A 23,984-nucleotide genomic window follows, 5' to 3' on the forward strand; every position below is an offset into this window, starting at 1 on the left:
CGAATTTGAAGGGGAAGTTCGTCAAACTGCGCCGGAGCGCAAAAGCAAAAGTCGTCGTTCAAATCTCGATGCGGCGCAAGATAAGTGCTTCGCCCGATGAGGTCAAGATATGCTGCAAGGCTGCCATCCGTCCCAAATCGGCACGTGAAACCGCCTTTCAAGCGGCGCCGCGGCGGCAATTGCCGCGCCCGGCAGGAGCGCGGCGACCGTGTCGATGGCGGACGCAGCCCTCAGTGAAGCGACGGCGGCGTGAGGCGCGAGGCTTCGACGAAAACCGCCTGTGCCTCGCCTTCCTGACGGCGGCGCTTGCGGATCAGCACGCCCATGATCCGGGCGGCGGTGGAGAATGTCATGACGTCCAGCGGACCGTCTCCGTCCCAGCGTTTGGTCAGCCGTTCGGCCACCATTTCCATAACGCTCTTGGGCACAATGTCGGTGCATCCGCGCATGGCCTCGAAAACGGTGCTGATCGGGATCAGCGTTCCCTCGTGCATGACGGAAGGCTCGGGTTCGTCCGTCTTCCAGTCGTAGAAGGTATCGATCGCATCGCGAAAGAGATGTTGCAGGGTGATCGGAGCGTGTCCTTCGTGAAGGTCAGGCAGGAAATTCATCATTTTCTGTCTCCTTGGCGTCGGGGCTGGCTGCTTACTCCTGCAGCGGCAGTAAAAGGCGATAAAACATGTCCTGTGTTGCCGCGTGATGACCACTGTCGTTCATGAGCGGCCTCACCAATTCTATCGAGTTGAAATGTCTTGGGAAGAGAAAAATGATGCGCGAAAGCGCGCCCGGATCCCGGCTTTCAAGAATAATGTTTCAATTCAATCGGTTGATGTTTGCTCTTAAGCCGCAAATTCATCTCCCGTTCAGCTTTCTCGCTTGCCGGTCCTGCGCGTTTTCCGGAAGAATCGCGCCGCCTCCGCTTCGATTGCGGTCTGCCCTGCGCTCTCGTTCCTCAAAAATCTGTTGACCCCGGTTTGCGATCGGCATAGAACGGCGCCGAACCGTACCGTACGGTACGCATTCGTTCGGGCTTGGACCGGGCGGATTGCCGAGGGAGCAGGCGTGCAGATCGTCGACGAAAACCGGGCGAAGGCGGAGAGGGCGGGCTTGAGCGAGCGCCAGAACGCTGTGCTGGAAAGCGCGCTCAAGCTGCTTGTCGACGGCGGCGAGAAGGCGGTGACGACGGCCGGTGTCGCGCGGGCGGCCAATTGCTCGAAGGAATCGCTCTACAAATGGTTCGGCGATCGCGACGGGCTGCTGTCGGCGATGATATCCTACCAGGCCGGCAAGGTGCGCACCGTCGAGGTCGGGGCCGAGACGCTGACGACGGACGGCCTGCGCAAGCACCTGGCGGCCTTTGCCCTCGATCTGCTCGATGTGCTCTCGGGCGACGTCTCGCTGGCGCTGAACCGGCTGGCGATCGGGCAGACGGTCGGCAGGACCGCCATGCGCGGCGCGCGCGGGTCCGGGCCGACGCTCGGGCGGCTTCTCGAGGAGCGGGGGCGGCGGCAGATCGGCCGGCGCGCGACCATGCTGCTGGAAGCCGGGCGCAAGGCAGGGCTTCTTGCGTTCGACGATGCGGACGAGGCCTATGGCACGCTCTACGGGCTGATCGTGACCGATGCGCACCTGCGCATGCTGCTGGGCTTCGATCCTGCGGCGCTGAAGAAGGAATTCGCTGGGCGGGCGGAGAGGGCGGCAGCGTCCTTCCTGACCCTCTACGGCGTGGGAGCAATGGCGGACGCATAGGGCGGCCGACCGAGACCGTTTGACAAGCAAGGGAAGGAAACATCGATGCGCGTCTATTATGATCGTGATGCCGATCTCAACCTCATCAAGGCGAAGAACGTCGCCATCATCGGCTACGGCTCGCAGGGCCGTGCCCACGCCCTCAACCTGAAGGATTCCGGCGCCAAGAACGTCGTGATCGCGCTCAAGGCGGGCTCGCCGACGATCAAGAAGGCCGAGGCCGACGGCTTCAAGGTCATGACGGTGGCCGAAGCCGCCAAGTGGGCCGACCTGATGATGATGGCGACGCCGGACGAACTGCAGGCCGACATCTACAAGGCCGAGATCGCCGGCAACATCCGCGACGGTGCTGCGATCGCGTTTGCCCACGGCCTCAATGTCCATTTCGGCCTGATCGAACCGAAGGCCTCGGTCGACGTCGTCATGATCGCGCCGAAGGGCCCGGGCCACACGGTGCGCGGCGAATACCAGAAGGGCGGCGGCGTTCCCTGCCTCGTCGCCGTTCACCAGAACGCTTCCGGCAACGCGCTCGATCTCGCGCTCTCCTACGCCTGCGGCGTCGGCGGCGGCCGTTCGGGCATCATCGAGACCAACTTCAAGGAAGAGTGCGAAACCGACCTCTTCGGCGAGCAGGTCGTTCTCTGCGGCGGCCTGGTCGAACTGATCCGCGCCGGCTTCGAGACGCTGGTGGAAGCGGGCTACGCGCCGGAAATGGCCTATTTCGAATGCCTGCACGAAGTGAAGCTGATCGTCGACCTGATCTATGAAGGCGGCATCGCCAACATGAACTACTCGATCTCGAACACCGCCGAGTGGGGCGAATACGTCACCGGCCCGCGCATCATCACCGACGAGACCAAGGCGGAGATGAAGCGCGTCCTGAAGGACATCCAGACCGGCAAGTTCACCTCGGACTGGATGCAGGAATATCGCTCCGGCGCCGCCCGCTTCAAGGGCATCCGCCGCGTCAACGACGCCCACCAGATCGAGGAAGTCGGCGCCAAGCTGCGCGGCATGATGCCGTGGATCGGCAAGAACAAGCTGGTCGACAAGGCTGTCAACTGATCGCTGTCACCTGATCGGCTGCCAACGCGTCCGGGCCGGGAACGGCTTCGGTCGCAGGCTGGCTGAAACGTCATGGAAGCCGGGCATCTGCCCGGCTTCTGTTTTTCGCACCTGTCAAAATTTGGCAACGGCAAGTTGACGCGGCCGAGCAAGCTGGTGCATCCTCCCGGGCGAAATGCGGACCCGCTGCTGGAGAGGGCGCTTCGACCTTTCGGAGCGTTGCAGCGACAATTCCACGACAGACGACCCTTTCGCATGCATGCCGTTCTTTCTTGAATGCCTGTTCTTCTTGGAACGAGGGAGGAATGCACCGTGAAGCGAAATGCATCGCGCCTTCTTGCGCCGGCCGTTCTTGCGGGCCTGCTCGCGGCCCAGCCGGCACAAGCGGCCGACCTGGCCATCTCGGCGCCCAACTGGCCCTCCGGGCAGGCCACCGCCAACATCCTCAAGGTCGGCATCGAGAAGGATTTCGGCCTTCAGGTGGAGGTCAAGCCGATGGGGACGATGAATTCGTTCGTCGGTCTCGAGACGGGGGCGGTCGACATCCAGCCGGAGATCTGGCGGCCCAATTTCGACGACCTGGTCAAGAAATACGTCGACGGGAAGGGGGCGGTGAAGCTTGCGGACCATCGCATCACCGCCTGGCAGGGCCTGTGCGCGACGCCTGCGGCGGCGGCCACGTTCAAGTCGGTCACCGATCTCGGCGATCCGGAAAAGACGAAAGTGCTGGACACGGACGGCGACGGGCAGGGGGAGATCTGGATCGGCGCCCCGACCTGGCTCTCCACCGGGATCGAGCGGGTGCGCGCCCGGAGCTACGGCTATGAGAAGAACCTGAGCCTCGTCGAGGTGGAGGAGGACGTGGCGATGGCGGCCGTCGACGCGGCGGTCGCGACCGACCAGCCGATGGTGTTCTATTGCTACGCGCCGCACCACGTCTTCGAGCTGCACGACATCGAGCGGCTGGAGGAGCCTGCGCACGATCCGGCGAAATGGAACCTGGTATCGGCGCAGGACCCGCTCTGGATTAGCAAGTCGAACGCCACGACCGCCTGGGATGCGGCGCATTTCCAGATCGGCTACGCGACGGCCTTTGCCAAGGAACGGCCGGAGGTCGCGCAGTTCCTGGAGAAGGTGGACTTCACCCCCGAAGAGGTGACGCAGATGAGCTACGCACTCGGGGTCGAGCGCCAGGAGCCGCTCGAATATGCGAGGAAATGGGTCGAGCAGAACGCTGCGCGCGTCGAAGGGTGGGGCAAGCCATGACGATGGGAACAGATGGCCAGCGCGGCACGATCGTCGGGAAGATGCGCCGCTTCGGACTGGTGCTTGCGGCCGCCAGCCTTTGCCTCGGGCCGCTCGTGGCGCTGGCCGAGACGCAGATCTACGATGCGCGCACGGGCAAGTGGGTCGACTACGACAAGAAGAAGGCGCGCCAGCTCTACGCCCGCAACAAGCAATTGCCGGAGGCCTTCCGCCGGCAGGTCGTGCCGTTCCGCACGGCCGAGGCGCCCGGCACGATCATCATCGACGGCAACCAGCACTTCCTCTACCTCGTGCAGCCGGGCGGGCAGGCGATCCGCTACGGCATCGGCGTCGGGCGCGAGGGCTTCGGCTGGGCCGGCATCGTCCGCGTCGGGCGCAAGGCGGAGAATCCGACCTGGACGCCGCCGCCGGAAATGGTGGCGCGCGACCCCAATGCGGCGAAGTGGGCAGCCGGCATGCCCGGCGGGCGGCCGGACAACCCGCTCGGCCCGCGCGCGCTTTATCTCTATGTCGGCAACAGCGACACGATCTACCGCATCCACGGCACGATCGAGCCGTGGACGATCGGCCTCGACGTCTCCTCCGGCTGCATCCGGCTGAACAACGAGGACGTGATCGACCTCTATGGCCGCGTCGATGTCGGAGCCAAGGTGATCGTGCTGATGCAGGGGGCGGCGCTCTACAAGGGCGTGTGACGTGGCGCACCGGGAAACGTGGACATGAGCCTGGCGGACTGGCCGCCACAGCGAAAAGAGAGGACGTGTCGGGGATGGATGCAAGGGGGATCACATTCGGCTGGCTGGTGCTGGCCTCGGCGGGTTTGCTCGGCGGTTGCCAGTCGTCGACGCCGGCGCCGCAGGACATGGCGCGGACCAGCCTGGGCACGGCGCCTGCCGACCTGCAACTGATGTGCGCCAGCGCCGCAGCCGGGCCATCCGGCGTCGACAGCAGCAGGATCCTGCCCACGAGCTCGAGCCAGCTCGACGCGACCAACTACCGCGTCGATCTCGATGCGGCCGGCAGCAGGTTCACCTGCCTCATCGACAGCAGCGGTTCGGTGAGGTCGGTAACGCCCGCAACGGCCGCGGCAACGGGAGTGGCGCCGGCGCCGGCCGAGGCGGGCTAGCGGCCCCGCTTCAAGAGCGCGAGCCGCTCGACCGGGGCAACTGATGCGAGGGGGCTTCGATGGACGCCACGTTTTGTGGCGTCTTGCCGGGCCTTCCGCGGCAACCTGGCTTGGCAGCGGCGCGTCCGCCGATATCGCTGATTGAAATAGTTACAGTTTTGTCACATACTTCCTCTCGTCGTTTCACGATCAGGGAGGAGAGTGCGATGACAACCTTGGTGTATCATTTCGCATGGTTCGACTTGGCGATCCTGAGCGTGATCGCCGCGCTGATCCTGGCGAGCCTGTACGGCGAAGGAAGGGCCCGGTAGATCGCCTCTCGGGCGACTGCCGAGCGATGAAGGCGCCGCCGGCGGCTGCTGGCGAAGCTGTTTCGTGCGCCGTGCCGTTTGGCTGCGCTTCCGGACGGCGCTTCGATCGCCAATCGGTGGCGAGGTGGCTGTTCGCCGACGCCATCGGAGTGGGCTTCCGCTTTCCGGACTGTTCCCGCGCTTCCTTCTTGAAATCAATCATGCCGATGCCCGGAAGGGAATCGATTCAATGCCTTGTCCGCAAGAGTTGAAGTCTTGCAGCGCCCTCCGCGATGCGGCCGGGCGCTACGAGAATCTGCTTTGTTGCGTCCCGATCCGCTACTTCGCCGGGACGACCAGCTTGCGATAGAGATGCCAGGTGGCGTGGCCGAGGATCGGCATCATCACGGCGAGGCCGGCGAAGACCGGGATCGATCCGATCATCATGCAGACCGCGACGATGAAGCCCCAGAAGGCGACCGGAATGGGATTGGCGATTGTTGCCCTGAGCGAGGTCTCGACGGCGGAGACGGCGCCGACGTCGCGGTCGAGCAGGAGCGGGAAGGCGACGACGGTCGTCGCCAGGACCACGGCTGCGAAGCAGAAGCCGATGGCATGGCCCGCGACGATCAGCGTCCAGCCCGCGCGCGTTCCGAGCACCTGCTGGATGAAGCTCGAAAACGACTGCGGCTGCTCGGGACCGAAGAGGCTGACATAGAGCCGGTCGGCGACGAGAAGCCAGGCGACGAACAGCGTCAGGAGCATGAGGCCGACCACGATGATCGCCGGCAGGGCCGGGGAGTGGCGCACCTCGAAGGCGTGGCGCCAGGAGGTGTCGAGCCCCGCCTCGCGCCGGCGGCTGATCTCGTACAGGCCGACGGCGAGCAGGGGGCCGAGCAGCGCGAAACCCGCCGTCAGCGGAAACATGATCGGCATGAGATTGGCGCCCGAGCTCCAGATCATCAGGATGATGCCGGAGAGCGGAAACAGCAGGCAGAGGAATACGTAGTGCGAGGGCTGTTCGCGAAAGTCGTCGATGCCCAGGAGAAAGGCGTCCCAGACCTGGCCGATGGTGATCTTGTTGATCTGGGGATGGGCGACCGCGTGCTCGGCGTCCGACATCACGTGAAATGTGGCCATGCTCAGTCCTCCTTGCCGGTTGGAACCGAAAGGGCCGTCGAGGGCAGGACCTTGAACCACCGCACGGCGGTACCCTGGATCGGCAGAAGATAGCATCGTTGCGGGCGATTGTCCTGCCTTTCGACGCGATCCTCGGCGGCGGCCCTTGACACGGCGCGTCGACGAACGCACATCGCCTCACCATGAAAGCATCCGAAGCAGAGATCCTGATCGTCCCCGGCTACACCAATTCCGGCCCCGACCACTGGCAGACCCGCTGGCAGTCGAAGCTTTCGAGCGCGCGGCGCGTCGAGCAGGCGGAATGGTCGAAGCCGGTGCGCGAGGACTGGGTCGGCCGCCTGGTCGCGGAGGTCGAGGCGGCAACGAAGCCGGTCGTCATCGTCGCCCATTCGCTCGGCGTGGCGACGACCATCCATGCCGTGCCGATCGTCGGGCACAGGATCGCCGGCGCCTTCCTGGTGGCGCCCCCCGACGTCGCCAATCCGGATATCCGGCCGAAGCACCTGATGACCTTCGGCCCCTATCCGCGCGACCCGCTGCCGTTTCCCTCGCTGGTGGTGGCCAGCCGGAACGATCCGTTCGGGTCCTACGACCACGCCGACGACATCGCCAACGCCTGGGGCTCGCTGATCGTCGATGCGGGCGAATCCGGCCATATCAACGCCGATTCCGGGCACGGTCCCTGGCCGGAAGGCGGCATGGTGTTCGCCCAGTTCCTGAGCCGGCTGAAGCCCTGATCCGGCTATGCCGGGCGCCGGATCTGGCGATGTGCCGACACGGCACGACCGGCATTAATTGGAACTTCATCGAATTCCCATATACGGTTGGCCTGAGTTAGTGCGAGTAGGCGACGCGTCTATGGGGCCATCCCGATCTGCGAACACGATATCCGCCGCCGACCGTCCGGAAGAGACGGCCTTCCGCCATTCGCCGTTCGGCATGGGAACGATCGACGCCGGCTTGCGGTTCGTATCGGCCAACCCTGCGCTGCTCCGCATGTTCGCCGTCGCCGGTGTCGAAGACCTCCCGCCGCTGGACCGGATCGCCTTTGACGACGTCGCCCTTGCGCTGCCGGCGGCCAGCCCGACGGGCGACATCGAAAAGCCACGCGAGATGCGGATCCGGCGACTGGACGGCAGCGCCTTCTGGTGTCTCCTGTCGATCCTCGACGTCGGCCGCGCCGATGCGCCGGCCTTCCTGCTGCAGATCATCGACATCGACGAGCGCAAGCGCCGGGAACTCGACCTTGCCGATCGCGAGAGCCGCTGGAACCATGCGCTGGAGAGCGCGGGGCAGGGGGTGTGGGACCACGACTTCGCCAGGGGCGAGCTGTTCTACTCCCGTCAGTGGAAGGCCATCCGCGGCATGGCGCCGGACGAGGCGGTGGACGGGACGCTGGAGACATGGATCCAGAACGTCCATCCCGACGATCGCGCGCGCGTGCTTGTCGAGATCGAGCGGCAGGAATCGGCGGAAGCGGTCTTCAACGTCTTCTCCTACCGCGAGCGCCATCGCGACGGGCACTGGGTCTGGATCGAAAGCCGCGGCGCTGTCGTCGAATACGGTCCCGACGGCAGGCCGTCGCGCATTGCCGGCACCGACACCGACATCACCGGGCGCCGGAAGGCCGAGGAGAGGATGGCGCAACTGTCCCGGCGGCTGGAACTGGCGCTCGACATCTCGCGCATCGGCGTGTTCGAATCGAACCTGCACGACAAGACCGTCGCCTGGGACGAGCGCATTCGCCAGATCTACGGCAAGACGACGGGCGCGATCGGGCGGACGGACTGGGAGGATTCCATCCACCCGGCCGACCGCGACCACGCAAGCGCGGTGGTCGCAAAGGCGATCGAAAGCGGCGCGGAGTACAGCCAGGCCTTCCGCATCGTCCGCGGCGAGGACGAGATCCGCCACATCCGTTCGCGCGGGGTCACCTTCGTCGATGCCGACGGGGTGCCGCGGCTGGTGGGCGCCAACTGGGACGTGACCGAGGACGTGCTGCTGCAGCAGGAACTGCAGCGTGCCAAGGACCTCGCCGAGGCCCGCAGCGCAGCACTGGAGGAAGCGCAGGCGCGGCTTCAGCACAATGCCCTGCACGATCACCTGACGCAGCTTCCCAATCGCCGCTATCTCGACGTGGCGCTGGAGGAGCGGGCGATCCGCGCGGCTGCGACCGGCACGCGCCTGTCGATCCTCCACATCGACCTCGACCGCTTCAAGGAGATCAACGACACACTCGGCCACAGCGCCGGCGACGGCATGCTGACGCATGCGGCGCGCGTGCTTCGCGCACATATGGGGCCGCAGGATTTCGTCGCCCGCATCGGCGGCGACGAGTTCGTGTTCCTGGTCTGCGGGCCGGAAAAGCGCAATCTTGGCGACCTTGCCGAGCGGATCGTCACGGCGATGCGCCAGCCGGTCACCTTCGAGGGCCATGTCTGCCGCTTCGGCGCGAGCATCGGCATCGCCAGCGCGGCGGGACCCCTGATCGACGGCCGGCAGCTCCTGATCAATGCGGACCTCGCGCTCTACCGCGCCAAGAACAAGGGGCGCAGCCGGCACGAGTTCTTCACCAGCGAGTTCCAGGCGCAGATCATCGTCAGCAAGAAGACCGCCGACGAGATCATGGCAAGCCTCGAGCAGCGCCGCTTCCTGCCCTACTACCAGCCGCAATTCTGCGCCCGGACGCTGGAGGTGGCCGGTGTCGAGACGCTGGCGCGCTGGGACCATCCCGAACGGGGCATTCTGGCTCCGGCCGCGTTCCTGCCGATTGCCGAGGACATCAATGCCGTCGGCGCGATCGACCGGCAGATCCTGGAGCGGGCGCTATTCGACCTCGCCGCCTGGGACATGCAGGGCGTCGTCGTGCCGAAGCTCTCGGTCAACGTCTCCTCGCGCCGGCTGCAGGACCCCGATCTCTGCGCCTCGCTGCGGGCGCTGCCGCTGCAGGCCGGACGGCTGTCGTTCGAACTGCTGGAATCGATCTTCCTCGACGACTGCGATCCGAAGATCCTCGAAAGCCTGGCGGAGATCCGCAAGCTCGGCATCGATATCGAGGTCGACGACTTCGGTACGGGACATGCCTCGATCGTCAGCCTGATGAAGCTCCTGCCGCGCCGGCTGAAGATCGATCGCCAGCTGGTCAAGCCGATCGTGCGGTCGCAGGCGCAGCGGCGCCTCGTCGGCACGATCATCGAGATCGGCCGCTCGCTGGACATCACCGTGACGGCGGAAGGGGTCGAGACGGCGGCGCATGTGCGGCTGCTGCAGGAGATGGGCTGCGACCTGCTCCAGGGCTACGCGCTGGCGCGACCGATGCCGGCGCTGGAGATCGTCGATTTCATCCGCTCCGAGCGCTGGCGCGAGGTGCAGGAGGCGGCGGCGGACCTGCCGGAACGGCTGACGCGCTCCTGGTAGGGGGCGGGGCCATCTCGCATTGGCCCGGGGATCGGAAGGTTCTGCTTGCCGCACCGGGCCGGCGGTGGTACGGCCAGCGCGGGGAGAAGGATTTTAGGTCAGTAACGTTGACTTAAATTGGCCGGCGTGTTCCTCTCCCGAACTACAAAATTCCGAGGAAACCCCCATGCTGAATTGGGAAGATATCTTTGCCACGCGTTCATCCCGGATGAAGGCGTCGGAAATCCGCGAACTGCTGAAACTCCTGGACCGCCCGGACATCATATCGTTTGCCGGCGGCATTCCCGATCCGGCGCTGTTTCCCGACCAGGACTTCAAGGCGGCCTATGCGGACATCTTCTCCGGCGCAGCCGTGAGCGCGGCCCTGCAGTATTCGGTCAGCGAGGGCTACAAGCCGCTGCGCGAATGGCTCGTCGCCGAGATGGGCAAGCTCGGCGTCGCCTGCACCGCCGACAACGTCTTCATCGTGTCCGGCTCGCAGCAGGGACTGGATTATCTCGGCAAGCTGTTCCTGTCGCCGGGCGACACCGCGCTCGTGACGTGGCCGACCTATCTCGGCGCGCTGCAGGCCTTCAATGCCTACGAGTCGACCTACGACCAGCTGACGCTCTCCGGCAACCGCACGCCGGATTCCTATCGCAAGGCGGCGCAGGCGGCGGGCGGCAAGGTGAAATTCGCCTATCTCTCGGCCGATTTCTGCAATCCGACCGGCGAAACCGTCGACCGGGCCGGGCGCGAGAAGCTGATCGACCTTGCCGACGAGCTCGACATCGCCATCATCGAGGATGCCGCCTACCAGTCGCTGCGCTATGACGGCGAGCCGATCCCGCCGATCCTGGCACTGGAGCTGGCCCGCAAGGGCGGCGACATCAACCACACCCGCACCATCTATTGCGGCAGCTTCTCCAAGACGCTGGCGCCGGGCCTGCGGGTCGGCTTCGTCGTCGCTAATCACGACATTATCCGCAAGCTGGTGCTGATGAAGCAGGCTGCCGACCTGCACTCCTCGACGATCAACCAGATGGCGATCGCCCACGTCGCCGAGCGCGGCTTCGAGGCGCAGGTGGCGAAGATCAAGTCGGCCTACAGCAAGCGCCGCGATGCGATGCTGCAGGCGCTGGCCAGGTACATGCCCGAGGGCGTGCGCTGGACCAGGCCGGAAGGCGGCATGTTCATCTGGGTGACGCTGCCGGAGGGGCAGGACGGCGCGAGCCTTCTTGCCAAGGCGATCGAGAAGAAGAAGGTCGCCTTCGTGCCCGGCAAGGCGTTCCACGCCGACGGCAGCGGCGCCAACACCTTCCGCATCTCGTTTTCCTGTGCCGACGAGAAGACGATCGACGAAGGCATCTCCCGCCTCGGCGCGCTGATCCGCGAGGAGACCGGTGCCGCCTGAGGCGAAACCGGACCGACGCCCCGCCGGAAGGCGGTTCAGGGACGAACTCCGACAGGGGCCGCTGATCGCGGCGCCTGTCACATCTCTGTTAAGCGACATGACTAAAGCCTCGGCACATTCCAACAGGGGATGTTCCGATGAAGACGCTTGTTTCCACCCTCGCAGCGCTCGCCGCCGCCACCTTCCTCGCCACGACGGCAAACGCCGCCGATCTCGTGCTCTATACCAGCCAGCCGAACGAGGACGCACAGGCGACCGTTGACGCCTTCAAGGCCAAGAACCCGGGCATCGAGGTCGAGTGGGTCCGTGACGGCACCACCAAGCTGATGGCCAAGCTGATGGCCGAGATCGAGGCCGGCAACCCGGTGGCCGACGTGCTCCTCATCGCCGACACGGTGACGCTGCAGCGGATGAAGGAATCCGGCCAGCTGCTCGCCTACAAGTCCCCGGAAGCCGCCCATTTCGACGCGACGCTCTACGATGCGGACGGCGCCTACTATTCGACCAAGCTGATCACCACCGGCATCGTCTACAACACCGGCGCCGGCATGAAGCCGGAAGGCTGGAAGGACCTGACGAAGGCGGAGGCGAAGAACCTCGTCATGATGCCGAGCCCGCTCACCTCGGGTGCGGCGCTGATCCATGCGCAGGTGCTGTCCGGCCTGGAAGGCTACGGCTGGGACTACTACAAGGCGCTGCAGCAGAACGGGGCTGCGGCATCCGGCGGCAATGGCGGCGTGCTGAAGGCCGTCGCCACCGGCGAGAAGGTCTATGGCATGCTGGTCGACTACATGGCGATCCGCGAGAAGGCCAAGGGCGCGCCGATCGCGTTCGTCTTCCCCGCCGAAGGCGTCTCCGCCGTCACCGAGCCGGTGGCGATCCTTGGCGGTACCAAGAACGAGGAGAACGCGAAGAAGTTCGTCGACTTCGTTCTCTCCGAGGACGGCCAGCAGGTTTCGACCAGGCTCGGCTACATCCCCGCCCGCAACGGCGTCGCCATGCCGGAAGGTTTCCCGGCGCGCGAAACGATCAAGGTGCTGCCGCTGGATGCAGCCGCGGCGCTGAAGACCAGCGAAAGCGACATCAAGTCGTTCTCGGACATCTTCGGCACCAACTGATCCTGGATGCGCCGCCTGCCGCATGCGAACAGCCAGCCCGGCTGGCTGTTCGCCTCAGTCTTCCTCGTCATCCTTCTCCTGAGTGCCGTGCCGCTCGGCCGGCTGGCCTATGCAGGGCTGGCCGCCACGTTCAGGAGCGGCCTGCCGCCGGTGCTTCTGGAGACCGGCACCTGGCGGGCCTTCGCCAACACGCTTTCCACCTCCGTGCTCGGCATGTTCGTTTCGGTCGCGCTCGGTGCTGCCTTTGCGCTTGCGACGTCGCTCTCCGACATCCGGCGAAAGCGCCTGCTCGGCTTCTGCTTCATGCTGCCGATGATGATGCCGCCGCAGATCACCGCCCTTGCCTGGGTCGAGATGTCGGGGCCGGCGAGCCCGCTGCTGAAGACGCTCGGCATCGCCCCGCCGCTCGGCACGCCGCAACCGCTCTATTCGATCGGCGGGATCGCGCTGCTTCTGGGCGTCCAGCACGCGCCGCTGGTGTTCCTGGCGATGCAGGCGGGGTTGGCCGCCATCCCGCGCGACGTCGTCGAGGCGGCGCGGCTGTCCGGGGCGGCGCCTCGCCGGGTGCTGCGCGACATCGTGCTGCCGCTGGCGCTGCCGGGGCTGATCGCCGGCGCCTCGATCGCCTTCGTCTCCGGGGTCGGCAATTTCGGCATCCCGGCGATCCTCGGCATTCCCGCCTCGATCCTGACGCTGCCGACGCTCGTCTACAGCCGGCTGGCAAGCTTCGGCTCGCAGACCTTCGCCGATCTCGCCGCACTGTCGCTGCTGATGGCTGCGATCTGCGCTGCCGGGCTCGCCGTCCAGCAGCGGGCGCTGTCGGGGCGGGATTATCGCACGATCGGGCTTTCGGGCGCCTCGCCGGTCTTCGCGCTCGGCCCCTGGCGCGCGCCGGTCGAGGCCGGGCTGTGGCTCGTGCTCCTCGTCATCCTCGCAGCCCCCTTCGCCGCGCTGGTGGCGAGCTCGCTGGTTCCGGCCTATGGCGTGCCGCTAACGACTGAGACCGTCTCGCTGCGCGCCTATGGCGAGATCCTGTTTCGCCAGAGCGTGACCGTGACCGCCTTCGGCAATTCGGCGTTTCTCGCCGCCACTGCGGCACTCGGACTGCTCGTGCTCTCCTTCGCCACAGCCTACCTGCTCCTGCACCGCAAGGGGGCGGCGATGGCGTTCCTGCTGGTGCTGATCGAGATCCCCTATGCGCTGCCCGGGATCGTGCTCGCGGTCGCCTTCATCCTGCTCTTCGCAGCGCCGCTGCCGGGGCTCGGCTTTTCGCTCTACGGTACGATCTGGATCATCCTGATCGCCTATCTCTCCAGCTTCTTTGCCGTCAGCCTGAAGCCCGTGCTCAGCGCCTTCCGCCAGATCGACCCGGCGCTGGAGGAGGCGGCACGGCTGTCCGGTGCCGGTCTTGGCCGGCGCATGCGCGACATCCTGCTGCCGATCATGGCGCCGGCGGCGGGCGCGTCCGTCGTCCTCGTCTTCCTGATCGCCTGCAACGAACTGACCGTCTCGGCGCTGCTGTGGTCGGCCGGGACGCAGACGCTGGGGGTGGCGATCTTCAATCTCGACGACAGCGGCAGTTCCGACCTGGCATCGGCGCTGTCGGTCCTGGTCGTCGCCATGATCGTCGCGCTCATGGCGCTGCTCGAGGTCCTTGCGCGCTACCTGCCGGACGGAGTGCTGCCGTGGCGACGCTGATCCTCAATCACCTTTCGAAGGCCTATGACGGCGGGCGCGCGGCGGTGAACGGCGTCTCGCTCACCGTGCGCGACGGCGGCTTCCTGGCGCTGCTCGGCCCGTCCGGCTGCGGGAAGACGACGCTGCTGCGCATGATCGCCGGCTTCGAGCAGCCGAGCGACGGTTCGATCGTGCTCGGCGAGCGGGTGATCTCCACGGCCGAGGGGGCGTTGCCGCCGGAACGGCGGAACATGGCCATGGTGTTCCAGTCCTACGCGCTCTGGCCGCACATGACGGTGGCCCAGAACGTCGGCTACCCGCTGAAGCTGCGCGGCGTGAAGGGCGAGAAGCTGCGCCGCAAGACGATGGAGGCGCTCGACGTCGTGCGCCTTGCCGACCTTGCCGAGCGGCGGCCGGCGGCGCTGTCCGGCGGTCAGCGGCAGCGCGTGGCGCTGGCGCGCTGCCTGGTGACGTCGCCGGACGTGGTGCTTCTCGACGAACCGCTCGCCAATCTCGACAGGCACCTGCGTGCGGCGATGGAGGAGACCTTCCGCGATTTCCACGCCCGCTCGGGGGCGACGATGATCTATGTGACGCACGACCAGGCCGAAGCGATGGCGCTTGCGACCGAGATCGCGGTGATGTCGGAGGGGCGGCTCTTGCAGGTCGCCGCGCCGAACGAGATCTATGCGCGTCCGGAGGGAAAGGTGGTCGGCGGGCTGATCGGGCAGGGCAGCATCCTGTCGCTGCCGGTCGGCGCGGGGCGGGAGCGGAGCCTGGACCGCGCCGCCTGCCATGCTCTGCTTCTCGGCGAGGCGGGGGGAGACCTGCGCGACGTCCTGATCCGCCCCGAGCATGTCCGCCCGGCTGCGGACGGCATCGCGCTTCAGGTGCGCGACTGCGTGTTCACCGGCGAGCGCCACGCGCTGACGCTGGCGCTCGCCGACGGTTCGCTGCTGAAGGCCTATTCCGACGAGCGCCTTGCGCCCGGCTCCATGGCGGTGTTTTCGGTCGAGCGCGGCTGGAGCCTGTGAGTGCTGCCAATGCTCCTGCCGAACAGATCAGGGCATGCGCACGTCGATCTCCCGGCCCGAACTGTCATAGACGACGCGCCCGATCCGGCTGCCGTCGGCGTTCTCCAGCCGCACCTGCAGCGTCGGGCGACCATCGGGCGAGGGGACCATGTAGGTCCCGTCGGGTCCCATGATCTGGCCGATGGCAAAGGCGTAGCGGACCTGCGGCATGCTTTCCTCGTCCGCCTGCAGCCGCCGGTAGGTGCGCGCCGTGAAGTCGGCGAGACCGTCGCCATCCGTGAAGACGGTCAGGGCCTTCAGGTCGAACAGGCGTTCCTTGCGAAACTGCTCGTCCCAGGGCATCAGCCTGCGGGTGCGCGACAGGCCGGCCGCATCGGCCTCGAAGCCCGCCATGGCGCCGGGGTGCGCCGGATCCTCGCCGAGGATGCGGGCCTTATCGGCGTCGAAGACGATTTCCGCGAAGCGGCCGCCGGGGCCGAAGTCCCTGCCCAACTGTCCAAGCGTCGCCGAGATCGAGGCCGGCGCCAGCCAGTCCGCGGCCGAAGCGCGGCCGGCGGGGAGGGCGACCTTGCGCACCGTGCCGTCCGGCGTGACCTCGACGTTCCCCGAGCCGGTGGCCTCGCCCGCCTTCGTGCCGAGTTCGGTGAAGGTGACGATCCAGCGCAGTTCCGGCTTTCCCGTCGTTTCGCCGACGCGCCGGAGCGTCATGTAGTCGAGTTTCGCGCTCTCGTGGCCCCAGGCGTTGCGGGCGATGGCGCGGATGCGGGCGAGCGCGGTGAAATCGACCTCCTGCAGCGAGAACAGCTCGTCTTCGCTCGCACCATGCATCAGCGGCGAGAGCAGCGGCGAGCGGGTGACGCCGGAGATCGTCCAGTTGTAGTCTTCCTTGCGGCCGGGGGCATCCGGGTGATCCGCGGTGACGGAGATCGCGCGCGGCCGCACGGTGACATCGCGCAGGCGCCGCTGGTCGCCGAAGACGGCGAAAAGCGCGTCCCTGGCCTCCTTGTGCGGCCAGTCGCCGTCGCCGAGCAGGTCCATGTTGCGGGCGCGGTTGGTGTTGGCGAGGTCGGCGCCAATAATGTTGCCGGCGGCGTCGGTGCGCACGATCGCGCTCTCGCGCCCCGAGGTCACGTAGATGGACCAGCGGATGTCGCCATAGGCGGGCCTGGGAAGGATCTCGACCTGGCGGGATATCTCGATCGACTGGACATGGGCTTCCTCGTCCAGCCTGGCATAGGCGATGGCGCTGGCCGCGACCTCCGGCACCTTTTCCAGCGCGATCTCGCTGCGGTCGAAGAAGCCGCTATCGGTGTCGCCGACGAGGCCCGCCGAGCGGACCGGACGGGGGCCGACGATCGTCTCGAACTCCAGGAACAGTCGCGTTACCCGGCCGATCTGCCATTCGTCCATCTCGCCCGGGCGCTTGCCGAGGGTGTCGATGGTCAGGCGCCGGTCGGAGAGTTCCAGCGCGTGCATGTGGGGTTTGCCGCCCGTTTCGGCGACGAGGGCGTCGAAGGCGCGCGCCGCCTCGCCGGGATCGGCGATATAGGAACTGTCGGCGCGGGCCGGGCCCGCCACCGACAGAAGCACGGCGAAGAGGCCGGCGACCAGAAAGCGCGCCGCAATCGTCGTCGCCCGCATTCCGATCCTCCCCCGGTCGCTGAATCGCAGCGTCGATTCCGGCGCCGATCATGGTGCCGCAGCGCCCGGCAGACAAGCCGCTTTTTGCCCGCCGCCTGTCTGTCCGTAACGGCTCGCCCCTGTCTCCAGAGACGATTTAATCGCTTCCCAACGGCCCGGCGATCGTTAAACTCCTTGTCGATTCAATGGTTGAGTGCCCGATGTCCCTTCGCCTTGCCACCTTCAACGTCGAGAACCTGCTGTCCCGGTTCGATTTCACCGGATTTCGCAACCAGACCCGGCAGGACCGGGTGCTGCGGCTGTTCAGCATCCGCTCCGAGGCCGAATTCCAGCGGCTGGAGGAGGCGCGTGCGATCTCGCTTGCCGACGATGCCCGCCAGCAGTCGGCGCTGGCGATCGCGGATGCGGATGCGGACGTGCTCTGCCTGCAGGAAGTCGACAACATGGAATCGCTGCAGGCCTTCGAATACGGCTACCTGTTCAAGATGGTCGGCAACGGCTATCGGCAACGCTACCTGATCGAGGGCAACGACAAGCGCGGCATCGACGTGGCCGTCCTGATGCGCGAGCAGACGCGCGACGGCCAGAAGATCGAGTGCGTCGACGTGCGCAGCCATGCCGGCGTGACCTTCTCAGACTTCGACCTGCACGCGCCGGAGCTTGCCCCGCTCCTGCCGACCGACCGCATCTTCAAGCGCGACTGCCTGGAGCTCGACCTGCGGATCGGCGGCCGCCCGCTGACGCTCTACGTCGTGCACCTGAAGTCGATGGGACCGGGTCGCGAGGGGTTGGACGGGCGCTCCTCGACCATGGCGTTGCGCACCGCCGAGGCGCGGGCGGTTCGCCGCATCATCGAGGATCGCTTCGGCGTCGGCGGCACCGCCAGCAAGCAGTTCGCCATCTGCGGCGACATGAACGACTATCAGGAGCGGCTCGTCGTCGAGGGCGACCGGCGCAACGGCTACACCTTCCGCCGGGTGGTGGAGGACAGGAGCGCGCTCGACGTCTTCACCCGCGACGGCTTTGCCGAGAACCCGGTCGAGAAGCGCCCCGAGGACGACCGCTGGACGCTCTACCACAACATGGGGCCGCAGGACCGGCATCTCTGCCAACTCGACTATATCCTGCTGTCGCCCGCGCTGGCGCGCCGCAACCAGCAGCGGGTGCCGGAGATCATCCGTGCCGGACAGCCCTATCGCACCGTCTTTCCGCCCGGGCAGGAGGTGGAGCGCTACCCCCGCATCGGCTGGGACCGGCCGAAAGCCTCCGACCATTGCCCCGTCGTCATGACCCTGGACGTGTGATGAACCGTTCCATCGAGGAGACCCCCGCTGCCTGGCCGCCCGAGGGGGCGATCTTTCCGATCGAGCGCATCGAGATCCGCGTCTCCCGGGCACCGCATCCCTTTATTGCCGGTCGGGAAGGGGCGATCCGGGACAACTGGCGCACGGAGATCGCCGCCAATCCCGCCCTCTTCGACGGCCAGATGCTGTTGCAGGGCGACGTCTCGATCTCGGAGGCGGGTATCCGCACGACGGCGCATCCGGTCTCCTTCTCCACCTTTCTCCTGTGGCGCAAGAGCAGGCCGAATGTGGTCGGCCACCACCTGTTCGGCCTGCCGGTGATCGTGTCGTCGGACGGCGCGGTGATCGCGATCCGGATGTCGCAGCACACCGCCAATCCGGGCAAGGTCTATTGCGCCGCCGGCTCGCTCGACGAAAACGACGTCGTCGACGGCATCTGCGACCTGGAGGCCAACATGGTGCGCGAGGTGGCCGAGGAGACGGGGCTGGACCTGCGCCGGGCCGTCGCCGATCCCGGCCTGCACGCCCTTCATTTGGACCGCATCATCACGATCTTCCGTCCCTATCGCTTTGCCGCGACGGCCGCGGAGCTTCTCGCCGTCATCGACTGTCACATGCGCACCGACGCCGAACAGGAGATCGACGGGGCCGTCGCCATCTTCGACAGCGATCCGGCCCGCCACGCCTATGCCGCCTTCATGCCGCCCGTGCTCGCCTGGCTGTTCGACAAGCGCCAGGGGTGAGGGGGACTGGGATGAGAAGGACAGGATGAGGAAGACGGGGATGATTTGCGCTTGCCCGGCGCGGGGGCGTCGTGCAGGTTGCGGGTCGGGACGATCGTGCGAAGGAGCAGGCCGTGTCGCGTCGATACGCCGTCTATGACGTTTTCACCGACCGCAGGCTGGCCGGCAATCCGCTGGCCGTCGTGTTCGATGCCGATGGGCTGGACGATGCGGCCATGCAGGCGATCGCCGGCGAGTTCAACCTGTCGGAGACGGTGTTCGTCAGGCGGGCGCAGAATCCCGCGCACACGGCGCAACTGCGGATCTTCACGCCGGTGCACGAACTGCCCTTTGCCGGGCACCCGACGGTCGGAGCCGCGGTCGCGATCGCCGAGAGCCTGAATGGCGAGACGGGCCGGCCGCACGACCTGGTCTGCGTGCTGGAGGAGAACGTCGGCCCTGTGCGCTGCGCGGTGAAGCTTCCCGAAAGCGGGGCGGCCTTCGCCGAGTTCGACCTGCCGCGCAAGTCGGTGCGGCTCGACGCCGCCCTCGACCGACAGGCGCTCGCCGACGCCTTCGGGCTTAAGGTTAGCCAGATTGGGTTCGAAAACCACGTTCCCTCGCTGTGGAGCGCCGGCGTCGCCTTCGTGCTGGTGCCGGTCCATGATCTCGCGGCAGCGTCCGAGGCGGAGTTCGATCCCGTGCTCTGGCAGCGCTGCGTTCCCTTCGCCGAGGGCCGGCTCGCCTCCGCCTATCTCTATTGTCGCGGCGCGGTCAACCATCTGGCCCGTTTCCATGCCCGGATGTTCTCGTCCGACAGGGGGATCGAGGATCCGGCGACAGGCTCGGCGGTGGCGGCCCTTTCGGGCGCGATCCAGTTCTTCGACCAGCTCGTCGACGGCCATCATCCGATGCTGGTGGAGCAGGGGGTGGAGATGGGCCGGCCCTCGATCGTCCACCTGCATCTCGACATCGCCGCCGGGCAGATATCCGGCGCGCGCATCGGCGGCCAGGCGATCCGCCTTGCCGCAGGTCTGCTCGATATCTAGCTTGCGCCGTCCGTTGTTCGATAAATTTCAATGCTTTATCGATTCCATGCCATCGATTGTACCTGGCCGCGGGTGCAGCCGGCCGGGGTCCGCCCGCCCATCCCGGGAAAAATCGCAGCGATTGAAAGAAAATTTCCGCCGATGGCTAGACAAGGTTCGCGAAGGCCATTATACGCCCCTCCAGACCGCAGCGACGCGGTCCTGGACGGGTGATTAGCTCAGTTGGTAGAGCAGCTGACTCTTAATCAGCGGGTCCACGGTTCGAGCCCGTGATCACCCACCAAAAACTCTTTGACTTCAATGATATGGTCTCCGCCCTTGGGCGGGTTTCCGCGTGAGACTTTTGGGACAGTCGCACGCCGTTCGCCTGATTCCCTTGGCCCGGACCTGCACAGGCACCCACCGCGCATCGATCATCTGGCGTACAGCCGACCCGCCTGCACATGTCACCCGGTTGCGGCCGTCGTCTCGTTGCGGTTGCGCATTCTGTCGCGAAGCTGCTTGGGGGTGATGCCGAAATTGGCGCGGAAACGTCTGCAGAAGTGGGAGCTGCTCGCAAAACCGACATCCAGGGCGATTTCGATCATCGACTTGGAGGTCCGTTCGACCAGCAGCGCCGCCTTCTTCATGCAGACCTTCTCGTAGGCGGAGGCCGGCGAGATGCCGGTCTTGCTTCGAAAGATCCGCTCCAGCTGCCGTCGGGACAGGCCCACATGGCCGGCGATCTTCTCGATGTCCCATCGGTCGTCGATGTTTTCCTCCATGCACAGCAGCGCGGCACGAATGCGGTCGTCGCTGTGAACGGGCAGGGCGATCGGCGTGCGGCTCTGCAGGTTCGAGCCCTCCCTGCGGCGGTCGAGATGGAGGATCTCCATGGCATTGCGTTCCGCCACCTCGCCGACATGACGCCGGACGAGAAGGGCGGCCAGATCGGCGACGGCGCTTCCGCCGGCGCAGGTCGTCACCTTCCCGTCCTCGACGAAGATGCGCTGCGAGGTCAGCCGGATCTTCGGAAAGCGCGCCTTGAACTCGGAATGATGCAGCCAGCTCACGCAGGCTTCCTTGCCGGCAAGCATCCCCGCCTGCGCGAGGATGAAGCTGCCGGTGCAGACGCCGATCAGATTGACGCCCTTCTGGGAGGCGCGCTGCAGAAAGCGCATCGCCTCATGGGACAGCGGCTCCTCGACGCCGAGAAGGCCGCCGATGACGACGATGTAGTCGAAACGTTCCGGATCGCCGAGGCTTGCCGTCGGAGCGACCTGGATGCCGCAGCTGGAGCGGATCAGATGCGTGCTCGGGCTCACCACCTCCCAGTCGCACAACAACCGGCCTGATTTGTCGTCGACGTCGCTGGCGAGCCTGAGCGTGTCGACGAAGAGGGCGAACGCGCTCATCGTGAACTGCCGGGCCAGGAGGAAGCCGACCTTCAACCGCTTCTCCGACGGTGCAGGCGCGCTGCGATCCCGCCCGCCTTCGGCGACGACATAACCGATACCATTCACATTCACGGGCTGCACTTGCTCCTCGGACATCTCGACCGCGTTCGTCCCGGCCGGGACAAGACATAGACCGGGTGGCGCGACGGCGCCGCAATTATGGATCCCTTTGGGGCGCATTGGAACGTCCAATTCCACGGTCCAAAACGCCGGTTGTCAGGGAAGTGGATCATACGGGGCCGATTTGATCAATGGATCGACTGGATATTGATCCTGAAGCGGCAGGCCCGGACGGCACTGTCCGGTTCGGCTTCCGAACGAGCTTCCCGCCCGGCAACCGCCGAGCTTCTTTGCGAAATCGGCGGCGCGGGGTGGCTCTCCGGCCTTGCGCGCTTCGGTCAAACCAGTCTATGTTCACTTGTAGGATATCCGTCAAATGGCTTGGGAGAGATCGTGCAATGCGGCTGGTTTTCTTTGGTGTCGGGCACTGGCATGCGGAGATGCATGCCCATGCGGCGCAGGAGGCGGGCGCGGAGATCGTCGGGGCGTGGGACGGCGATCCGGCCCGTGCCGCCGCATTCTCCGCCCGGTTCGGCGGGCAGGCGGCGCAAAGCGTCGAGGCGGCCCTGGCCCTGAAGCCCGACCTGGCCGTCGTGATGGGGCGCCCGGGCGAAATGGCCGAACTGGCGCGACGTTTCATCCTTGAGGGCGTGCCGATGCTGATCGAGAAGCCGGTCGGCGTCTCGGGTGCGGTGCTGAAGCCGGTGGCCGAGCTCGCGGCGGCGCACGGGGCTTTCGTCTCCGTGGCGCTGGCCCACCGCTTCAGCCCGGTCCTGCGGGAGGTTGCCGTGCTGCGCGCGGCGGACCGGCTAGGGCAGATCTCGCATTCGCATTTCCGGCTGATCAACGGTCCGCCGCAGCGCTATCTCGACGACGGCGTGGCCTGGGTGCTGGATCCTGCCGTCAGCGGCGGTGGAGCATTGCGCAACCTCGGCATTCACGGCATCAACGCCTTCCTCAACCTGTGCGGCGAACAGGCGGTCGAGGTCGAGCACGTCGCTTTCGGCCGGCAACTGCATGGCACGCCGGCCGAGGACTACGCGCTCGTCGTGCTGCGAGCGGCCGACGGGAGCGTCGGGACGGTGGAGGCGGGCTACACCCATGCCTCGATGACGCAGGGTCTCTTCGAATGGCGGGTCAATGCCGGCAATGCGAGCGTCGCCGACCGCGACGGCCGCCTGCACGTCGCCACACTGGACGACGGCGGCTCGCGCGAACTTGCCGCCACGCCCGTGGCCCGCCGCTACGACGACATGATGGCCGACACGATCGATCGCCTGAGAGGCGGACTGACGCCGGCGGTCACGCTCGGTGATCTCTGGCGGGCGATGGACATCATCGATCGTTGCTACGCTATGGCCGGAAACAGGGGAGAGTGAGCATGTTGGGCATTGGCATCATCGGCGCCGGGCACTTCGGCGCAGCGCACGCAACAGCGCTTCGATCCGTCAAGGGAGCGAGGCTGGTGGCCGCATGCCGCAACGACGCAGACGGGCTTGCGGCCTTCACCGCCGAATTCGGTGGCAAGGGCTATGCCGACTATCACGACCTCCTCGCCGACCCGGATGTCGATGCGGTGGTGGTGGCGCTGCCGCATCACCTGCACACCGAGGCCGCGATCGCCTGCGCGCGGGCGGGCAAGCACCTCATGGTCGAAAAGCCGCTGGCGCCGACGGTCGCCGAATGCCGGGCGATTCTCGCCGCAGCGCAGGAGGCGGGCGTGGTGCTGATGCCGGGCCATACGATGCGCTTCACCCTGCCATATCTCGCCGCCCGCGGGCTGATCGAGGATGGCGGGCTCGGGCGGATGCGCTACGGCTCGAGCCGCATGATCAAGCTCTGGATGGAGGGCAACCGCCGCGACTGGCATCTCGACCCGGCGACCGGCGGCGGCATGCTGTTCACCGCCGGCATCCATGCGCTCGACCGGCTGCTGGCCTTTGCCGGGCAGCGCGCCACCCATGTCAGCGCCATCACCGCCACCAGCTTCCATCAGCAGAAGGCCGACGACGCGGCCCTGCTGCTCCTTCGTTTTGGCGACGGGGCGGCAGGCCAGGTGGCCAGCATCGGCTATGCCGACGGCGCCTTCATCTCGGGGGACGAACTGATCTTCGACAAGGGCGTTCTGAGCGTCGACTTCTTCAAGGGCGTCACGCTCGGTCGGGCGCTGACGTGGCAGCCGGTGGAGCAATCGATCGAGCAGGACGTCGCCGGTCGCGGGCTCGTCCGCCAGTGGCAGGCTTTCGTCGACGCCATCGTCCACGGTACGATCCCGCCCGTGACCGGGGCGGACGGGCTGCATGTGGTGGCCTGCATCGAGGCGGCCTTCAAGGCCTCGCGCGAGCGCTGCGAGGTGGCCGTCGAAAGCTGAACGCGGCCGCCGTCCTCCTGCGCGGCCCCTCTCTCCACCATGAAGATCGCGAAACGAACAGCCCCGCTGCCCCGGGCGGGCGGCGAGGCCGTTCGTTTGCCTTGGGAGGCGGGATAGCCATCCGCC

The 23,984-nt window shown here is 66.6% G+C and carries 20 protein-coding genes and 1 tRNA gene; 17 read left to right on the forward strand and 4 right to left on the reverse strand.

Features of this window, described 5'->3' with window-relative positions:
• Positions 1 to 230 precede the first annotated feature (230 nt).
• Positions 231 to 614, reverse strand: coding sequence for a hypothetical protein (locus LQK81_RS07345; RefSeq protein ID WP_230804920.1), 384 nt, complete (start codon positions 612 to 614; stop codon positions 231 to 233).
• Between the two features lie 448 nt (positions 615 to 1,062).
• Between LQK81_RS07345 and LQK81_RS07350 the strand changes: the two genes are divergently transcribed.
• The 5 genes from LQK81_RS07350 (at position 1,063) to LQK81_RS07370 (ending at position 5,206) form a co-directional block, all read left to right on the forward strand.
• Complete coding sequence (locus LQK81_RS07350; protein WP_230804922.1) at positions 1,063 to 1,749, forward strand: TetR/AcrR family transcriptional regulator C-terminal domain-containing protein; 687 nt, start codon at positions 1,063 to 1,065, stop codon at positions 1,747 to 1,749.
• Between the two features lie 45 nt (positions 1,750 to 1,794).
• Positions 1,795 to 2,814: a ketol-acid reductoisomerase gene (gene ilvC / locus LQK81_RS07355; protein WP_230804923.1), complete on the forward strand. Its 1,020-nt coding sequence runs from the start codon at positions 1,795 to 1,797 to the stop codon at positions 2,812 to 2,814.
• 360 nt (positions 2,815 to 3,174) lie between these two features.
• Positions 3,175 to 4,080 (forward strand): ABC transporter substrate-binding protein, encoded by a 906-nt coding sequence (locus LQK81_RS07360; RefSeq protein ID WP_269064786.1) that lies wholly within the window; start codon positions 3,175 to 3,177, stop codon positions 4,078 to 4,080.
• Between the two features lie 41 nt (positions 4,081 to 4,121).
• A complete protein-coding gene (locus LQK81_RS07365; protein ID WP_412178818.1) occupies positions 4,122 to 4,775 on the forward strand; it encodes a L,D-transpeptidase in 654 nt (217 codons plus the stop codon).
• Positions 4,776 to 4,849: 74 nt separating this feature from the next.
• Positions 4,850 to 5,206: a hypothetical protein gene (locus LQK81_RS07370; protein ID WP_230804926.1), complete on the forward strand. Its 357-nt coding sequence runs from the start codon at positions 4,850 to 4,852 to the stop codon at positions 5,204 to 5,206.
• A 629-nt stretch (positions 5,207 to 5,835) separates the two neighbouring features.
• On the opposite strand, the gene LQK81_RS07375 is transcribed toward LQK81_RS07370, so the two are convergent.
• A complete protein-coding gene (locus LQK81_RS07375; RefSeq protein WP_230804927.1) occupies positions 5,836 to 6,636 on the reverse strand; it encodes a DUF2189 domain-containing protein in 801 nt (266 codons plus the stop codon).
• Positions 6,637 to 6,818: 182 nt separating this feature from the next.
• Between LQK81_RS07375 and LQK81_RS07380 the strand changes: the two genes are divergently transcribed.
• The 6 genes from LQK81_RS07380 (at position 6,819) to LQK81_RS07405 (ending at position 15,275) form a co-directional block, all read left to right on the forward strand.
• Positions 6,819 to 7,373, forward strand: a complete 555-nt coding sequence (locus LQK81_RS07380) for an alpha/beta hydrolase (protein WP_230804928.1) — start codon at positions 6,819 to 6,821, stop codon at positions 7,371 to 7,373.
• Between the two features lie 121 nt (positions 7,374 to 7,494).
• Entirely contained in the window at positions 7,495 to 10,053 is a 2,559-nt protein-coding gene (locus LQK81_RS07385; RefSeq protein ID WP_230804929.1) for a sensor domain-containing protein, read from the forward strand.
• 166 nt (positions 10,054 to 10,219) lie between these two features.
• Positions 10,220 to 11,446 (forward strand): aminotransferase-like domain-containing protein, encoded by a 1,227-nt coding sequence (locus tag LQK81_RS07390; protein WP_230804931.1) that lies wholly within the window; start codon positions 10,220 to 10,222, stop codon positions 11,444 to 11,446.
• 137 nt (positions 11,447 to 11,583) lie between these two features.
• Positions 11,584 to 12,564 carry an ABC transporter substrate-binding protein gene (locus LQK81_RS07395; protein ID WP_230804933.1) on the forward strand — a complete coding sequence of 327 codons (981 nt, stop codon included), beginning with the start codon at positions 11,584 to 11,586 and terminating at the stop codon, positions 12,562 to 12,564.
• A 6-nt stretch (positions 12,565 to 12,570) separates the two neighbouring features.
• Positions 12,571 to 14,262 carry an ABC transporter permease gene (locus tag LQK81_RS07400; protein WP_230804935.1) on the forward strand — a complete coding sequence of 564 codons (1,692 nt, stop codon included), beginning with the start codon at positions 12,571 to 12,573 and terminating at the stop codon, positions 14,260 to 14,262.
• Positions 14,250 to 15,275, forward strand: coding sequence for an ABC transporter ATP-binding protein (locus tag LQK81_RS07405; protein ID WP_230804937.1), 1,026 nt, complete (start codon positions 14,250 to 14,252; stop codon positions 15,273 to 15,275). Before LQK81_RS07400 ends, LQK81_RS07405 begins: the two co-directional genes overlap by 13 nt.
• Before the next feature lie 27 nt (positions 15,276 to 15,302).
• Here the strand turns inward: LQK81_RS07405 and LQK81_RS07410 are convergent, their stop codons facing one another.
• The gene (locus LQK81_RS07410) at positions 15,303 to 16,916 is read right to left on the reverse strand and encodes a hypothetical protein (protein WP_230804939.1); all 1,614 of its coding nucleotides are present in this window, start codon (positions 16,914 to 16,916) and stop codon (positions 15,303 to 15,305) included.
• Between the two features lie 200 nt (positions 16,917 to 17,116).
• Between LQK81_RS07410 and LQK81_RS07415 the strand changes: the two genes are divergently transcribed.
• The 4 genes from LQK81_RS07415 (at position 17,117) to LQK81_RS07430 (ending at position 20,274) form a co-directional block, all read left to right on the forward strand.
• A complete protein-coding gene (locus LQK81_RS07415) occupies positions 17,117 to 18,220 on the forward strand; it encodes an endonuclease/exonuclease/phosphatase family protein (RefSeq protein WP_230804941.1) in 1,104 nt (367 codons plus the stop codon).
• Entirely contained in the window at positions 18,220 to 18,963 is a 744-nt protein-coding gene (locus LQK81_RS07420) for an NUDIX hydrolase (protein WP_230804943.1), read from the forward strand. Before LQK81_RS07415 ends, LQK81_RS07420 begins: the two co-directional genes overlap by 1 nt.
• Positions 18,964 to 19,076: 113 nt before the next feature.
• Positions 19,077 to 19,991: a PhzF family phenazine biosynthesis protein gene (locus LQK81_RS07425; protein ID WP_230804945.1), complete on the forward strand. Its 915-nt coding sequence runs from the start codon at positions 19,077 to 19,079 to the stop codon at positions 19,989 to 19,991.
• Positions 19,992 to 20,198: 207 nt separating this feature from the next.
• Positions 20,199 to 20,274, forward strand: a tRNA-Lys gene (locus LQK81_RS07430).
• Positions 20,275 to 20,437: 163 nt separating this feature from the next.
• Here LQK81_RS07430 and LQK81_RS07435 read toward each other — a convergent pair.
• Positions 20,438 to 21,499 (reverse strand): GlxA family transcriptional regulator, encoded by a 1,062-nt coding sequence (locus LQK81_RS07435; protein ID WP_442967086.1) that lies wholly within the window; start codon positions 21,497 to 21,499, stop codon positions 20,438 to 20,440.
• A 386-nt stretch (positions 21,500 to 21,885) separates the two neighbouring features.
• On the opposite strand from LQK81_RS07435, the gene LQK81_RS07440 reads away from it, so the two are divergent.
• Positions 21,886 to 22,866 (forward strand): Gfo/Idh/MocA family protein, encoded by a 981-nt coding sequence (locus LQK81_RS07440; RefSeq protein ID WP_230804947.1) that lies wholly within the window; start codon positions 21,886 to 21,888, stop codon positions 22,864 to 22,866.
• Positions 22,867 to 22,868: 2 nt separating this feature from the next.
• Complete coding sequence (locus tag LQK81_RS07445; RefSeq protein WP_230804948.1) at positions 22,869 to 23,858, forward strand: Gfo/Idh/MocA family protein; 990 nt, start codon at positions 22,869 to 22,871, stop codon at positions 23,856 to 23,858.
• The last annotated feature ends 126 nt before the right edge of the window (positions 23,859 to 23,984 follow it).

Source organism: Rhizobium sp. GN54 (assembly GCF_021026345.1).
Lineage (GTDB): Bacteria > Pseudomonadota > Alphaproteobacteria > Rhizobiales > Rhizobiaceae > Mycoplana.